A 14271-nucleotide genomic window follows, 5' to 3' on the forward strand; every position below is an offset into this window, starting at 1 on the left:
CGAAAGCGCCGCCCTTTTTTCTCCGGGGGAATCGCATGGGTATCCGTACGCTCGTTGCCATGCTGGTCATCGCGCTCGTCGTGATCGGCGCCTTGGCAACACAGGAAAGCTATCGAGTGTTCATGCCGGGGCTGCTGCAAGGCGCGGTCCTGACAATCGAGATCGCCGTCCTCGGCAGCCTGCTCGCAATCGTCATGGGCGTGCTTGCAGCACTTGCACGGATGTATGGCCCGACGCCGCTCAGATGGCTGGCCACGGTCTATGTCGAGATCTTCCGCGGAACGTCGGCATTGGTACAATTGTTCTGGCTGTTTTTCGTGCTGCCGCAATTCGGCGTCACGATCAACGCTTTCGTGGTGGCAGTCCTGGCACTCGGCCTGAACGTCGGTGCCTACGGGTCGGAGGTCGTGCGTGGTGCGATCCTTTCGGTCGCTCGCGGCCAGTGGGAGGCATGTACGGCATTGAACATGAGCCGGCCACAGATGTTGCGCCGGATCATCCTGCCGCAGGCCTTTGTGGCGATGATCCCGCCCTGGGGCAACCTGTTCATCGAGCTTCTGAAATCGACAGCGCTTGTGTCGCTGATCACGCTTTCCGACCTCGCCTTCAAGGCGCAGCAAATGAACCAGAATACGTTCAAGACCATTCCGATCTTCACACTTGTCCTTTTGATGTACCTGGCAATGTCGCTGGTTCTCACCATTGGCATGCGGCTTCTCGAAAGGCGGGCATCGATCGGACTGGCGCGAGGGAAGGCAGCATGATCTGGGACTGGGCATTTGCTTTTGAAATCCTGCCGGTGCTCGCCCGCGCGGCCATCGTCTCCATCGAGGCGACGCTGATCGGCTTTGCACTTGCCGCCTCGCTTGGCCTGGTGCTGGCCGTCGTCCGTATCGCCGTGCCGTGGACCGGCTGGACAATTTCGGTGCTGGTCGAACTGATCCGTTCGACCCCGCTGCTTATCCAGATATTCTTTCTCTATTTCGTCTTTCCGAAATTCGGTGTCGTGCTCGACGCCTTCACCGCCGGGGTGCTAGCCATCGGCATCCACTATGCCGCCTATTGCTCCGAGGTCTATCGCGCCGGTTTCGACAACATCCCTCGCGGCCAGTGGGAAGCCTCGATCGCACTTAATCTTTCGGCCTGGACAACGTTCCGCGACATCATCATTCCGCAGGCGATTCCGCCGATCGTTCCGGCGCTCGGCAACTATCTGGTTGCCTTGTTCAAGGAGACGCCATTGCTGTCCGCAATCGCCGTGCTGGAGCTGATGCAGACGGCCAAGATCATTGGCTCCGAAACCTTCCGCTACACCGAGCCGATGACGCTGGTGGGTCTGTTCTTCCTTGCCATGAGCCTGGTTTCTGCTGCGTTCATTCGCTCCCTCGAAGGCCTGCTCAACCGGAGGACCATGCGATGACGGAACAACCGATGGTTCGCTTCGACAATGTATCGAAACGCTACGGCACGTTAACCGTTCTCGACGGGCTTAATCTGGAAATAGCGCGCGGCGAAAAGGTCTCCATCATCGGCCCGTCCGGCTCGGGCAAGACGACGGTGCTGCGCATGCTGATGACGCTGGAGACGATCAATGACGGTGTCATCTGGGTTGAAGGCGAGCCGCTGACCCATATGGAGAGGAACGGCAAACTTGTTCCCGCCGATCTCGCCCACATCCGCAAGATCCGCGCCAAGATCGGCATGGTGTTCCAGTCGTTCAACCTGTTCCCGCACATGACGGCGATGCAAAACTGCATCGAGGCACCGATAACCGTGCTCGGCATGAAGCGGGCCGATGCCGAGGCGCGTGCCGCCGAACTGCTCGACATGGTCGGCTTATCGGATAAGAAGGACCACTATCCCTCGCAGCTCTCCGGTGGTCAGCAGCAGCGTGTCGCCATCGCACGCGCTTGCGCCATGCGGCCCAAGATCATGCTGTTCGACGAGGTGACCTCGGCCCTCGACCCCGAACTCGTCGGCGAAGTGCTTGAAGTCATCCGAAAACTTGGTAGGGAGCATGACCTCACCATGCTGATGGTCACCCACCAGATGGGATTTGCCAAGGAATTCTCCGATCGCGTCTGCTTTTTCCACGCGGGCAAGATCTGCGAGCAGGGGCCGCCAGGCGAGTTGTTCGGCACCCCCAAGAACGAGCGGACACGGCAGTTCCTGCACGCTGTCCTGGAGGCTGGATGACGCTTGAGACAGATGCCACGCCCACAGCCGTGACCGCCGCGCCGCCACGTCCGCTCTCGGCCCGGGAGCGATTTGAACGCATTTACCGGATACTGCGCGACCGCATCTGCCTGCTCGACTATGCGCCGGGAAGCCATCTGTCCGAGGAAGAACTTGCCCAGGAATTCGAGATCAGCCGCACGCCGGTCCGGCGTGTCCTGGCGCGTCTCGAATCCGAGGGTCTGGTTCAATCCGTTCACGGCGTCGGCACGATCGTCACCGATGTCGATATCGAGGAATTGCAGCAGGTCTATCATTTGCGCCTGGAGCTGGCGCTCCTCGTCGGCAAGCTTTCGCCGCTCCCGCGCACGGCGGACGATCTCGACCGGATACGGGCGCTCATCGCGCGTTGCGATGCCGATATACTCAATCCCGACCAGCGCGCTTTCCTGCGCCTCAACATGGATTTTTTCTACGAGCTCACGGCGATGACCGGCAACCAGCCGCTGCGCGAGATCAGCGAGCGCCTGTATTTTCAGGTCGCGCGCGTCGTCCTGAAGATGATGCCGCAATTGGGCCTTGTCGAGGAGTTCACCGCGTTCCGCCGCGAAATGGAAGAGGTCCTTGCCGCCGCCGAGATCGGTGACTGGGAGTCCATAGGGCACATAAGGCGGGCGCATATCTCAATGAGCTTTCGCCGCATGATGCGTCATGCAGGCGACGCCAATCTGGATAGAGCAACATAGTCAGCCCCTCGGGGTTGTGCTGGCCGCCAAGGTCGGCGACAGCGATAGTCAAAACCGAATGTGCGGTTTCATAGCAGTCTCCTCTGGTCGAAGAACGCGCCGAGAATTCACTGGCAGTGCAGCAGATGATGAATCTGTCGCGGGGTGCTTCCCGTCAGGCGGCGGCTCTCGCGGACAAGATGCGCCTGGTCGGAATAGCCCGCTTCGGCCGCCAGCATGGCGGTGGAGCTGCTGGAGCGGCTCGAAAGCCGCAGAAAGCGCTGGTAGCGGAGGATACGGTCAAGCGTCTTGGGGCCATAGCCGAAGCTCGTGTCGAAGCGCCGGCGCAACGTCCTTTCGCTCATCTCGAGCGCGCGCATCAACCAAGGGACGAGCGGCGCGTCGGGTGGCGGCCCGCGCTCGATCAAACGATATGCCGCCTGCATGGGAACGTCGGTCGCGGTCGCGGGCATCTCCTCGGCGACGACCTGTTGGAGCGAGCAGGCCAGATCCTCGAGACTGTCGCTGGCGCGCACGCGGCTGGCCAGGCGGCGAGCTCGCGCCCCCCACAGATCTTCGAGCGACAGCCTCTTGCCGACCAGCTCGATTTGCGGCACGCCGAGCCATGCCGCCGCCGCGGCAGGATGGAAGCGCAAGCCGATCACGACCTCGTCCGCCGCTAGAACCTCGGTCTGCGGTTCCTTGTCAGGGCCGGCAATTCGGAAGCTGCCTCCGATCCATTGCAAATCGATCGTCGTGTCGGGCATGATGACGATTGGCGGTGAGCCCGCCGGGTCCATTCGATGCACCCACACCGAAGCAAAGCTCCCGCGAAGCCGCGCCGACGCTGGACGTTGCTGAAATGAACCCGTTGCCTGCGCTGGGACGGGATCGCTCATCTCGCTCCCCTTCGGATTAGCGGCGGTGAACCTACGGCGCAGCGGCGGCGCCCGGCCGTCGCTCGAGACAACGTCTTCCAATCGAGAACGGTTGCAAGAATCGGTTGTTTTCTTCCGGCCGGAACGAAGAGGGCAGGTGGAGGGCGATGCCACGTGCATCGCCATCGGCAGCGCCGTGTGCGGCTCATACGTCAATGGCCGTTCTGTTCAATAAGGCAAGCGAGATGCGTGCTTATCTTTCGGCGTCGTACATCACATGAGAGGTATGCGTCATGAGCAACAAAAACGACCAACGGATCGACTATGTCGAATTCAACGTGAAAGACATTCAGCGGTCACGCGACTTCTACGGAAAGGCGTTTGGCTGGACCTTCACCGACTACGGCCCGCAATATTGCGAGTTCAACGACGGGCGCTTGTCAGGTGGCTTTGCTGCTGGCCCAGCGAGGTCCGGAGGAGGCCCGCTCGTCATTCTCTATGCCGATGATCTGCCGGGAACGGTCAAGCGTGTCGAGGAAGCGGGAGGCAAGATCGTCAGGCCGATTTATGGGTTCCCCGGTGGCCGGCGCTTTCATTTCGCGGACCCGAACGGTTACGAGCTAGCGGTTTATACCGAAGACGGCAGCAATGAATGATCGCGTTCCTCCCACCTCGGGTTGGTTTTGCTCGGCGGCGTCTTGATTTGGGCGGGCGCCGAGCATGTCCTCAGATTTCGGGCGATTGCAGCGTCCCTGGCCGGGCGGGGCTTCCTGCTCCCAAGCCTCTTCTCGCGGCCGGACCGGTGCTGGAGATCGCAGGCGGCTTTTGCCTCGCAACGGGCCTTGGTGGACCCTTTCCCGCCGCGGCCCTGGCCGTATTCACCATTACGGCGTCGTTCATGGCGCTCAACTTCTGGCCTACAGCGGCGATGAACGCGAAGCGCTTCGTACCGGCTTCACCAATGTTGCCGTCTTGGGCGGGTTGATTGTCGCCGCGACCACTAGCCTGTGATCATCATTTCGGGGCGGCGGCTTCGTCTTCATCTGCAATCAGCCGCTGGTCGTTGGTGATCCGGTGTTGTTGCAGCATCCGCCTATCGCTGCCAGAAGGGCAGCTTGGCGATCTCTTCCTCGGCCTGTCGCCTCGTCAGACCGATATCGTCGATCAGATGGGGATTGGTCTGCGCCAATCGCTTGAGATCCCAGCGAAAGCGTGTCGGCTCGCGCCAGGCCGCGATAATGCTTCGCAGCGTCGCCAGGCTGTAGCGCCGAGGCGATGCTTCCGCCGGCCGCACTGCCTGAAGCGGGGCCGAGGCAAAGGTGGGAATATCGTTCATGGCAACCTCCATATGGTTTGAGGGGCCCATACGATTTTGGGAGTGTGGGGCCCTCGACCTGAAAGAGGCTGAATTCTGCAGGATACGAACCGCGCCGTAATTAAGCTCTCCCAAATAGTTCTCAAAACTTCCAAACGGGCTATAGATGCGCCGTATGCAGGGATCGCGCTTTGCCTTTGGTCCGTTCGTGCTTGATCCGGGTGCGGGAACGCTTATTCGGAACGATGTCCCCGTTGCCGTTAGCTACCGCGGGCTAAAGCTGCTTGCGGCGCTCGTCGGACGGCCCGGCGAAATCCTTGAAAAGGCTGAGTTGATGGACGCGGCGTGGCCGGGTACAGCCGTCGAGGAAGGCAACCTAACCGTCCAGATCGCGCTGCTGCGGAAGCTGCTTGGCCCGGCCGCCGACGGCGGTGAATGGATCGCCACGGTTCCGCGCGTCGGCTACCGCTTCACGGGCGCCGTCGAACAGCTCGGCGTCGCGAAGCGAAAACCTTTGCCGCTGCCCGACAAACCATCGATAGCCGTGCTGCCCTTCGTCAATGTCAGCAACGATCCCGAGCAGGAATCCTTCGCGGACGGGTTGACCGAAGACCTGATCACCGACTTATCCAGGATCTCCGGCCTCTTCGTTATCGCACGCAACTCGGCCTTTGCTTACAAAGGAAAGGCGATGGACGTGCGCGGGATCGCACAGGACCTTGGTGTGCGCTACCTGCTGGAGGGTAGCGCAAGGCGCGCCGCAGGGCACGTGCGCATCAACGCACAACTGGTCGACGCGGTGAGTGGCGATCATCTATGGGCGGAACGCTTCGATCGCAGCCTGGAAGATATTTTTGCCGTTCAGGACGAGGTCACCGGCAAGATCGTCGAGGCGTTACTCGGCCGGCTGCGCGCACCGCCGCCGCGCAATCGGCCCCAAAATCTCGAGGCCTACGATCTCTGCGTGCGGGCGCGCAAGCTGATGGATGATTCGCCGCAGACGGCGCAGGAAGCGCATCTGATGCTGACCCGCGCGGTTTCGCTCGATCCGGAATATGCCGAGGCCTATCGCTGGCTTGCCATGAACCACTGGATGGGATGGGTGCATTCCGGCGGACCAACCGAAACATCCCGTAGCGCTGCTTTGGAACTGGCGCGCAAAGCCGTGGCGATCGACCCCAACGATGCCGGCTGCCGCTGGGTTTTGGCTTACCTGCTTGCCTACGAGCGCAGCTTCGCCGAGGCGGATGCGGAATTCGCCAAGGCGATCGAGCTCGACCCGAACGAGGCCGATGCCTGGGCGGCATTGTCCGACATCGCGGTCCTGGCCGGACGGGTCGAGGAGGGTCTTGAGCACATTCGCAAGGCGTTCCGGCTGAATCCGTTTCCGGCAAGTTGGTATTATCTCGCGCTCGGCCAGGCGCAATATGCGGCCGGCGAATACGAAGCCGCTGTCGAGACACTGCGCAGGGACGAGACCTATCGTACAAGCTCACGCCGTTTCCTGGCGGCAAGCCTTGCCCAACTCGGCCGGCTCGACGAGGCGCGCGCAGAGGTCGAACTGTTTCTCGTCGGCAACCCGCATTTCACAACCCGCCACTGGGCGGCGACGGAGCCATTCCGCGACGCTGCGACGCTTGAGCATTTTCGTTGACGGCTTCCGTAAGGCCGGCCTTCCGGAGTGACGCGCCGGCGCCGTCGCACGGTTCGTGCGACCTATTCCTCAAAGCGACCCGTGGCGTCACGATCGCGCTCGTATCGTCTCGTGAGCGGAAACGGCGGCAACCAGGACTCGCGACGGATGATCCAGCTTTCGTAAGTTGGCATCAGTTGGTCAGGCGCGTCCAGGGATCCGAGGTTCACTTCGACTTCGTCGGCGGTGCGGGCGAAAACGGTCGAGCCGCAGCGGGGACAGAAAAACCGCCCGGCATAGTCGCGTGTTTCGCCGTCGATCGTCACCGCATCTTCGGGAAATATCGCGGAAGCGTGAAAAAGGGCTCCATGATGCTTGCGGCAGTCGAGACAGTGACAAAGACCGACCCGGTATGGGCGCCCCGACGCGACAATTCGGACGTTGCCACACAGGCAACCGCCGGTGAATCGGTCCATGCTGCGTCTCCTCCAAAATCAAGCGGCCGGAATGGTTACAACGACCGGCACTGTTGTTGCAATCGGCGCGCCGCGGGCGGGGACACGTCGTTCTTCCGTGGCGATGACATTGCAGCCGCCTCTCTATGCCTTATGCGAGCTTGCCGCCGAAAATAGGCTTTGGTTTGTCATATGGAACGAAACGGCGCGTTCCATTGAGCCGCCAACTCGGCGGCCGAGGCGAGCTTGACTCCGCAGTCGGCGAGTATGCGTGCGACCGTCGCTACCGCCTCGGCGTTGGACGAGGCCATGCTGCCGTTCGGAAGGAAAAGATTGTTTTCGAAGCCGACCCGGACATGGCCCCCAAGCAATGCGGCGGCGGTCACGCACGCCGCTTCGTTACGGCCGAAGGCGCAGACGCTCCAATGATCGAAGCGCGGCATGTTCGCCGCGAGGAATGGCAAGAGATCGGCAGGAACGGACGTCTGTCCCGGCGTGTAGCGGCCCAGCACGTAGAGAACCGGTATGCTTGCCCAAGGGGTCAGTCCGCGTTGCTGCATGTCCGAAAGCCTGACGGCCTCCTCGGGCGAATAGAGGATGATCTGTGGCGCAACCCCCTCGGTGTGCAGCCAGGCCATGAAGCGCACGAAGGCGAGTTCCGATCCGGCATCAGGAACGATTTCGCGAAGCGCCAGGGAGACAGCTTGCGGCTTCACATCTTGTACGACGGCCATCTGTTGGGCCGGCGAATAGATACCGAGTGCTTCGGAGGTGATCTGGATTACCAAGCGGTCGCCGGCAGCACCGCGGATGGCGGCGATCGCCTGGCGGTAGGCGTCGGCGTCGAGCAGATGATTGCCGCTTCGGTCGCGGACATGAACGTGGATCATAGCCGCACCGGCATCGGCGCATTCCGCGGCCGTCCTCGCAAGTTCGGCTGGTGTCAGCGGAATCGCCGGATGGTCGGCCTTGCTCCGACGTCCCCCGTTCGGGGCGACGGCTATGGCGATGCCGTCGACACCATGGGCCGGCTTCATGGGAACGTTCTGTAAGCGACAAGATTCATATGAATCATCTTTGATCACACTGAAACAGACGTTGCAATCGCTGGTCTGGCGAGCTAGCAATATCCATGGACCAGGAAGAGCTTGCTGGACAGATCGTCACTGCCTTCGACGGCATGTCGGCGCAGCTTCGGTCCGCCGCGCGCTATGTCCTTGATAAGCCGTATGATGTCGCGCTGTTGTCCATGCGCGAGCAGGCCCGGCACGCAGGAGTGCAGCCGGCGACGATGACGCGGCTGGCCCAGCATCTCGGCCTTGATGGCTACGAGGCGGTACGCGATATCTACGCCGCCGCGATCCGGGACGGCGAAATCGGTTTCGCCGGCAAGGCGGGCCTTCAGGTCGCCAGCCAAAAGGTCAAGGGCGACCACGCGCTGGCGGCCGATATTCTGGATTCGATTTCCAGCCAGCTTGCCCATCTCGCCGAAGGCAGGTCGATCGACCGTCTGGTCGAGACGGCCAGGGCGCTCAGTGCGGCAAGGCGCGTCTATTGCCTCGGCCTGCGCTCAAGCCACGCAGTGGCCTGGCATCTGCATTACATCCTGTCGCTGATCGGCGAGAAATCGGTGCTGCTGCACGGCATCGGCGGAACCGATGGCGACGCTCTGGCCCATGCGACCAGGGACGACGTGCTGATCGCCGCCAGCGTCCTGCCCTACACGCGCTTCACCATCGAGCTTGTCGAGTACGCTGCCGGCCGCGGCGTACCGGTCATTGCGATTACCGACAGCGGGGTAGCGCCCTTGGCGCTGCTTGCCGATCACCTGGTCGTCGTGCCGACCGGCAGCCCGTCCTTTTTCCACACCATGACGCCAGCTTTCATCGTTGCTGAGGTCCTCGGTGCTCTTGTCGCGGGGCAGGCAGGCGAGGGCGCTGTTGAGTCGCTGCGACGTTTCGATGAGCAGGGCGCCGCCCTCAAGACCCATCTGAACCAGCGTCCGCCGAAGAAAATGCCCATCAGGGACCGTCGATGACACACATTCTTCATCGAACCATCCACTCGACGCTGCCGGTCGCCGCTCGCGGCCAAGGCATCGAACTGTTCGATGCCGAGGGCAAGTCCTATATCGACGCGTCGGGCGGCGCCGCCGTGTCCTGTCTCGGCCACGGTCATCCCGACGTGATCGCCGCGCTGCACGCCCAGCTTGACCGCATCGCCTACGCACACACCGGCTTCTTCACCACCGAGGTGGCGGAGCGCTTGGCGGATCGGCTTGTCGAGGACGCGCCGAAAGGGTTGGACCACGTCTATCTGGTCAGCGGCGGCTCGGAGGCGGTCGAGGCCGCGCTCAAGATGGCCAGGCAATATTTTGTCGAGAAAGGCGAGCCGCAACGGCGCCATCTCATCGCTCGCCGGCAGAGCTATCACGGCAATACGCTCGGCGCTCTCGCCACCGGCGGCAACGAATGGCGGCGCGCCCAGTTCAGGCCGTTGCTGATCGAGACCCACCATATCGACCCCTGTTACGCCTATCGCTATCAAAAGCATGGCGAAAGCGACGAAGCCTATGCGGCGCGCGCCGCTCGGCAGCTCGAAGACAAGATCCTTGAACTCGGCCCGGACGAGGTCATCGCCTTTGTCGCCGAGCCGGTGGTGGGTGCCACGCTCGGCGCCGTGCCGTCGGTCGCCGATTATTTCAAGCACATTCGCGCGATCTGCGACCGCTACGGCGTGCTGCTCATTCTCGACGAAGTGATGTGCGGCATGGGCCGTACCGGCACGCTGCATGCGTGCGAGCAGGACGGCATCGCTCCCGACCTGCTGACCATCGCCAAGGGGCTCGGCGGTGGCTACCAGCCGATCGGCGCGGTGCTGCTTGGCCGGCATATCTTCGAAGCCTTTGCCCAGGGTTCGGGCTTCTTCCAGCATGGACATACCTATATGGGGCATCCAATGGCGGCGGCGGCCGGCCTTGCCGTGCAGGAGGTCATCCGGCGCGACCGCCTGCTCGACAACGTCAGTGCAATGGGCGCGCAGCTCGACGAGCGCCTGCACCAGCGCTTTGATAATCACCATCACGTCGGCGACATTCGCGGACGAGGTCTGTTCAGGGGAATCGAGCTGGTGGTCGATCGCGCCAGCAAGGAACCGTTCGACCAGAGATTTGAACTCAACGCTCGCATCAAGCGCGAAGCAATGGCCCGCGGCCTGATGATTTATCCGATGGCCGGGACGATTGACGGTGTGCGGGGCGTTCATGTGCTTGTGGCGCCGCCTTTCATCATTTCCAGACAGGATATCGATCGGATCGTCGAACGGCTCGGTGAGGCGATCGACGCTGCGATCGCTTCAGCGGCCTGACCCGCACGACGCGGACCGCCTCAATCAGTTCCAACGCGTCATCGGCGATGGGCCGGGACACCCACCAGAGAGGTAGCAACCATGTACAGTCCAATGAAAACCCTGATCGGCGCGGCGGCTTGCATGCTGCTGGCGCTGCCGTCCGTCAGAGCCGAGCAGCGCTTCGTCACGGTCGGCACCGGCGGGGTCACCGGCGTCTACTATGCCGTCGGCGGCGCCATTTGCCGGCTGATGAACAAGGACCGGCAGAAAACCGGCATCCGATGCTCGACCGAGTCGACCGGCGGTTCGGTCTTCAACGTCAACTCCATCCAGACCGGCGACCTCGATTTCGGCTTGACCCAATCGGACGTCCAGTACCAGGCCTATGAGGGGACCGGAAATTTCGAAGGCAAGCCGTTCAAGGATCTGCGGGCCGTCTTCTCCGTCCATCCCGAGCCGTTTACCGTGCTGGCGCGGCCCGATGCCGGCGTCACCAAATTCGAGGACTTCAAAGGCAAACGCTTCAACGTCGGCAACCCCGGGTCAGGCACCCGCTCGTCGATGGAGGAGTTGCTGAAGCAGATGGGCTGGACGCTCGGCGATTTCTCGCTTGCCGCGGAGCTGAAGGCGGATGAGCAGGGCAGCGCGCTGTGCGACAACAAGATCGACGGTTTCTTCTACGGCGTTGGTCATCCTTCCGCCGCGATCCAGGATCCGACCACGGCCTGCGGCGCCAAACTCATCCCGCTGACCGGTCCGGCAGTGGACGCGCTGTTGGCAGCTCATCCGTACTATTCAGTCGCCACCATCAAGGGTGGCATGTACGCCAATAACCCGGACGACGTGAAGACATTCGGCGTCCGCGCCACCGTGGTGACGAATGCCAGTACCCCCGATGAGGTGGTTTACGAGCTGGTGAAGTCGGTCTTCGAAAATTTCGACGACTTCAAGAAACTGCATCCGGCTTTCGCCAATCTCGATCCCAAGGAGATGATCAAGACCGGTCTGTCGGCGCCAATGCATCCGGGCGCGGAGCGCTATTACAAGGAGAAGGGCTGGCTCTGAGGCTTTCAATGCGAGGCGCCAAGGGCGCCTCGCATCGCAAATAAATGTGGGGAACGATGACAGATCAAAGCCAGCGGGCGGCAGCGCCTGACCAACCCGTTATCGACATCGACAAGCTCAGCGAGATCGTCGCGGAAGCCGACACCGGTGGGCGCAAGCCGACCGGCCGCACCGCGAAGCTGATCCTCGGCGTATCGCTTGCATGGTCGCTGTTCCAGCTTTGGTATGCCTCGCCCCTTCCGTTCATGCTCAATTTCGGCGTTGTCAGCGACGGCATCGCCCGCTCCATCCATCTGGCCTTCGCCCTGTTTCTGGCGATGCTGACGTTTCCCGCCTTCAAGACCTCATCGCGCAGCCGGGTGCCGCTACCCGACTGGGTGCTAGGCATCGCCGGGGCGGCGTCCGCCCTCTATCTGCTGGTCTTTTATAGCGATATCGCCCACCGGCCGGGGCTTCCCACTACAGCTGACCTGGTCGTATCTATCGCCGGCGTCCTCATCCTGCTCGAGGCCGCCCGTCGCGCCGTCGGGCCTGCCATCACTGTCATCGCGGCGATCATGCTGATCTATATTTTCGCCGGGCCTCACCTTCCTGGCCTGCTCGGCCACAAGGGCGCGACGTTATCGCGCGCAGCCTCGCAGATGTGGCTGACGTCCGAGGGGGTGTTCGGTGTCGCCCTCGGCGTGTCCACCAATGTCGTCTTCATGTTCGTTCTGTTCGGAACATTGCTGGAGCGCGCCGGCGCCGGCGGCTTTTTCATCCAGCTTGCCTTCTCGCTGCTCGGCAAATACCGCGGCGGTCCGGCCAAGGCCGGTGTCGTGGCTTCCGGCCTGACCGGCATGATTTCCGGCTCGTCGATCGCCAATGTCGTGACCACCGGAACCTTCACCATCCCGCTGATGCGACGGGTCGGATATTCTGCGGTGAAGGCGGGCGCCATCGAATGCGCGGCCGGCGTCAATGGTCAGCTGATGCCTCCTGTGATGGGCGCCGCCGCGTTCCTGATCGCGGAATATGTCGGCATCTCCTATGCCGAGGTGGTCAAGCACGCCTTCTATCCGGCGCTGCTGACCTACGGATCGTTGTTCTACATCGTCGATATCGAAGCGATGAAGACAGGGATGAAGGGCCTGCCGTCACGCCGCACGCACTCCGCATTTCAGGGTGCACTGCGCGGGCTGATGGGCATATGCGGCTTCATCGTCCTCGCAGGGCTTGTCTATTACGGCATCGGCTGGACGAAGATCGTTTTCGGCGCGGCCGCGACCTGGATGATCACTGCCGCGCTGATCGCCGTTTACATCGGCCTTGTCGCCTACCGGGCGCGCTATCCCGACCTGCCGCTCGAGGATCTGGAGGGCGAGATCGTCAGGATTCCGCACTTCGGCGAGACGGCGCGCACTGGATTGCATTTTCTGCTTCCGGTGATTCTGCTGATCTGGTGCCTGATGGTGGAGGAGCTCTCGCCGGGCCTCTCGGCATTCTGGGGCGTTGTCGCCCTGATGGCGCTGATCGTCACGCAACGGCCGCTCACCGCCTTTTTCCGCAAGGACCGAGCGCTGGCACGGCATTGGCTTCACGGTTTCGACGATCTGGTCGGTGGCCTGTCCGCCGCTGCGCGCAACATGACGACGGTCGGCATTGCCACTGCGACGGCCGGCATCATCGTCGGCACGGTCCTGCTCACCGGCATCGGGCTGGTGATGACCGAGCTCGTCGAATTCATCTCGGGCGGCAGCTTCATCGTCATGCTTTTGTTCACCGCGGTGATCTGCATCATTCTCGGCATGGGCATGCCGACCACCGCGAGCTATGTCGTCGTCGCCACCTTGATGGCGCCGGTCATCGTCGATTTGGCGGCGCAGAACGATCTTGCCGTGCCGCTGGTCGCCGTCCACATGTTCGTTTTCTATTTCGGGCTGATGGCGGACGTGACGCCGCCGGTGGGGCTGGCGGCTTATGCTGCTGCGGCAATTTCCGGCGCCGATCCGGTGAAGACCGGGATTCAGGGTTTCAAGTACGAGATCCGTACCGGCCTCTTGCCGTTCATCTTCATCTTCAACACCGGACTGCTGATGATCGATCTCGAAGGGCCGTTCGACTTCGTTGCGATGGTCGTGACATCGACGCTGGCCATGGTCTCGTTTGTAGCAGCGACGCAGAATTGGATGCTCGTGCGCAACCGCTGGTACGAGACGATTGCGTTGCTTCTGGCCTGTTTCATCTTGTTCAGACCGGGATTGTTGCTCGATCAGGTGAGCGAACCTTATCGGGCAGTGCCTCCCTCCGAACTCAGCCGTATCGTCGACGAGACAGCCGAAGGCGGAGCGGTTCGCCTGCGCCTGACGACACTGAACCTCAACGGCGATGAGATATCGAAGCTGGTTCGGCTACAACTCGGGCCCGCAAATTCATCGGCCGAACGCCTGAAGGCTGTGGGGCTGGACGTCAGCGCGCTCGGCGACAGCGTGATGGTCGGCGTCGTGCGACTGGGCAGCCAGGCGGCCAAATTCGGCCTGCAGCCCGGCGACGAAATCAACCAGGTGCTAGTGCCCGCGGAGCGGCCGTCACGCTATTGGTTCGCGGTTCCAGCCCTGCTGTTGCTCGGTCTCGTCTTCTGGGTTCAGAAGCGGCGAAGGCGGACAGTCGGCCCGTAAGCGTCTTGTGAGCGGAAGAG

At 62.2% G+C, this 14271-nt stretch carries 14 protein-coding genes and 1 pseudogene; 11 read left to right on the plus strand and 4 right to left on the minus strand.

Annotated elements, in window-relative coordinates:
• Window positions 1-35 precede the first annotated feature (35 nt).
• The 4 genes from ehuC to NKH80_RS07305 are packed head-to-tail and all read left to right on the plus strand — an operon-like array spanning window position 36 to window position 2921.
• The gene (ehuC, locus tag NKH80_RS07290; RefSeq protein ID WP_352476742.1) at window positions 36-764 is read left to right on the plus strand and encodes an ectoine/hydroxyectoine ABC transporter permease subunit EhuC; all 729 of its coding nucleotides are present in this window, start codon (window positions 36-38) and stop codon (window positions 762-764) included.
• Window positions 761-1420 (plus strand): ectoine/hydroxyectoine ABC transporter permease subunit EhuD, encoded by a 660-nt coding sequence (gene ehuD / locus NKH80_RS07295; protein ID WP_352990577.1) that lies wholly within the window; start codon window positions 761-763, stop codon window positions 1418-1420. The genes ehuC and ehuD overlap by 4 nt, the downstream gene beginning before the upstream one ends.
• Window positions 1417-2196, plus strand: coding sequence for an ectoine/hydroxyectoine ABC transporter ATP-binding protein EhuA (gene ehuA / locus NKH80_RS07300; protein ID WP_302895675.1), 780 nt, complete (start codon window positions 1417-1419; stop codon window positions 2194-2196). The genes ehuD and ehuA overlap by 4 nt, the downstream gene beginning before the upstream one ends.
• The gene (locus NKH80_RS07305; protein ID WP_352990580.1) at window positions 2193-2921 is read left to right on the plus strand and encodes a GntR family transcriptional regulator; all 729 of its coding nucleotides are present in this window, start codon (window positions 2193-2195) and stop codon (window positions 2919-2921) included. Before ehuA ends, NKH80_RS07305 begins: the two co-directional genes overlap by 4 nt.
• Before the next feature lie 107 nt (window positions 2922-3028).
• Here NKH80_RS07305 and NKH80_RS07310 read toward each other — a convergent pair whose 3' ends face one another.
• Window positions 3029-3799 carry a helix-turn-helix domain-containing protein gene (locus NKH80_RS07310; protein WP_352990583.1) on the minus strand — a complete coding sequence of 257 codons (771 nt, stop codon included), beginning with the start codon at window positions 3797-3799 and terminating at the stop codon, window positions 3029-3031.
• A 272-nt stretch (window positions 3800-4071) separates the two neighbouring features.
• Between NKH80_RS07310 and NKH80_RS07315 the strand changes: the two genes are divergently transcribed.
• Entirely contained in the window at window positions 4072-4434 is a 363-nt protein-coding gene (locus NKH80_RS07315) for a VOC family protein (protein ID WP_352990586.1), read from the plus strand.
• A complete protein-coding gene (locus NKH80_RS07320; protein ID WP_352990589.1) occupies window positions 4431-4763 on the plus strand; it encodes a DoxX family membrane protein in 333 nt (110 codons plus the stop codon). Before NKH80_RS07315 ends, NKH80_RS07320 begins: the two co-directional genes overlap by 4 nt.
• Window positions 4764-4871: 108 nt before the next feature.
• Here the strand turns inward: NKH80_RS07320 and NKH80_RS07325 are convergent, their stop codons facing one another.
• Entirely contained in the window at window positions 4872-5114 is a 243-nt protein-coding gene (locus NKH80_RS07325) for a DUF1127 domain-containing protein (RefSeq protein WP_352990592.1), read from the minus strand.
• A gap of 154 nt (window positions 5115-5268) precedes the next feature.
• Here NKH80_RS07325 and NKH80_RS07330 point away from each other — a divergent pair.
• Window positions 5269-6778 (plus strand): annotated as a pseudogene (locus tag NKH80_RS07330) (winged helix-turn-helix domain-containing tetratricopeptide repeat protein).
• 31 nt (window positions 6779-6809) lie between these two features.
• Here the strand turns inward: NKH80_RS07330 and NKH80_RS07335 are convergent.
• Window positions 6810-7202: a GFA family protein gene (locus NKH80_RS07335; RefSeq protein WP_352508686.1), complete on the minus strand. Its 393-nt coding sequence runs from the start codon at window positions 7200-7202 to the stop codon at window positions 6810-6812.
• Between the two features lie 167 nt (window positions 7203-7369).
• Window positions 7370-8218 (minus strand): beta-keto acid cleavage family enzyme, encoded by an 849-nt coding sequence (locus NKH80_RS07340; RefSeq protein ID WP_352807707.1) that lies wholly within the window; start codon window positions 8216-8218, stop codon window positions 7370-7372.
• Window positions 8219-8313: 95 nt separating this feature from the next.
• Here NKH80_RS07340 and NKH80_RS07345 point away from each other — a divergent pair, with 95 nt between their 5' ends.
• The 4 genes from NKH80_RS07345 to NKH80_RS07360 all read left to right on the plus strand — a co-directional run bounded on the left by NKH80_RS07345 (window position 8314) and on the right by NKH80_RS07360 (window position 14251).
• Entirely contained in the window at window positions 8314-9219 is a 906-nt protein-coding gene (locus NKH80_RS07345; RefSeq protein ID WP_352990595.1) for a MurR/RpiR family transcriptional regulator, read from the plus strand.
• Complete coding sequence (locus NKH80_RS07350) at window positions 9216-10547, plus strand: aspartate aminotransferase family protein (RefSeq protein ID WP_352990598.1); 1332 nt, start codon at window positions 9216-9218, stop codon at window positions 10545-10547. The genes NKH80_RS07345 and NKH80_RS07350 overlap by 4 nt, the downstream gene beginning before the upstream one ends.
• A gap of 93 nt (window positions 10548-10640) precedes the next feature.
• Window positions 10641-11594, plus strand: a complete 954-nt coding sequence (locus NKH80_RS07355; RefSeq protein WP_352990601.1) for a TAXI family TRAP transporter solute-binding subunit — start codon at window positions 10641-10643, stop codon at window positions 11592-11594.
• A 56-nt stretch (window positions 11595-11650) separates the two neighbouring features.
• Window positions 11651-14251, plus strand: coding sequence for a TRAP transporter permease (locus NKH80_RS07360; protein ID WP_352990604.1), 2601 nt, complete (start codon window positions 11651-11653; stop codon window positions 14249-14251).
• Window positions 14252-14271 lie beyond the last annotated feature (20 nt).

Origin of the sequence: Mesorhizobium sp. M0904 (genome assembly GCF_040319475.1) — a bacterium.
Lineage (GTDB): Bacteria > Pseudomonadota > Alphaproteobacteria > Rhizobiales > Rhizobiaceae > Mesorhizobium.

Bases quoted from the DNA above. Each gene is read 5' to 3' on its own strand.
- NKH80_RS07310 (WP_352990583.1), bottom strand. From the start codon at position 3,799: ATGAGCGATCCCGTCCCAGCGCAGGCAACGGGTTCATTTCAGCAACGT.
- NKH80_RS07325 (WP_352990592.1), bottom strand. From the start codon at position 5,114: ATGAACGATATTCCCACCTTTGCCTCGGCCCCGCTTCAGGCAGTGCGG.
- NKH80_RS07320 (WP_352990589.1), top strand. From the start codon at position 4,431: ATGATCGCGTTCCTCCCACCTCGGGTTGGTTTTGCTCGGCGGCGTCTT.
- NKH80_RS07315 (WP_352990586.1), top strand. From the start codon at position 4,072: ATGAGCAACAAAAACGACCAACGGATCGACTATGTCGAATTCAACGTG.
- NKH80_RS07360 (WP_352990604.1), top strand. From the start codon at position 11,651: ATGACAGATCAAAGCCAGCGGGCGGCAGCGCCTGACCAACCCGTTATC.
- NKH80_RS07355 (WP_352990601.1), top strand. From the start codon at position 10,641: ATGAAAACCCTGATCGGCGCGGCGGCTTGCATGCTGCTGGCGCTGCCG.
- ehuC (WP_352476742.1), top strand. From the start codon at position 36: ATGGGTATCCGTACGCTCGTTGCCATGCTGGTCATCGCGCTCGTCGTG.
- NKH80_RS07345 (WP_352990595.1), top strand. From the start codon at position 8,314: ATGGACCAGGAAGAGCTTGCTGGACAGATCGTCACTGCCTTCGACGGC.
- ehuA (WP_302895675.1), top strand. From the start codon at position 1,417: ATGACGGAACAACCGATGGTTCGCTTCGACAATGTATCGAAACGCTAC.
- NKH80_RS07305 (WP_352990580.1), top strand. From the start codon at position 2,193: ATGACGCTTGAGACAGATGCCACGCCCACAGCCGTGACCGCCGCGCCG.
- NKH80_RS07335 (WP_352508686.1), bottom strand. From the start codon at position 7,202: ATGGACCGATTCACCGGCGGTTGCCTGTGTGGCAACGTCCGAATTGTC.
- NKH80_RS07340 (WP_352807707.1), bottom strand. From the start codon at position 8,218: ATGAAGCCGGCCCATGGTGTCGACGGCATCGCCATAGCCGTCGCCCCG.
- ehuD (WP_352990577.1), top strand. From the start codon at position 761: ATGATCTGGGACTGGGCATTTGCTTTTGAAATCCTGCCGGTGCTCGCC.
- NKH80_RS07350 (WP_352990598.1), top strand. From the start codon at position 9,216: ATGACACACATTCTTCATCGAACCATCCACTCGACGCTGCCGGTCGCC.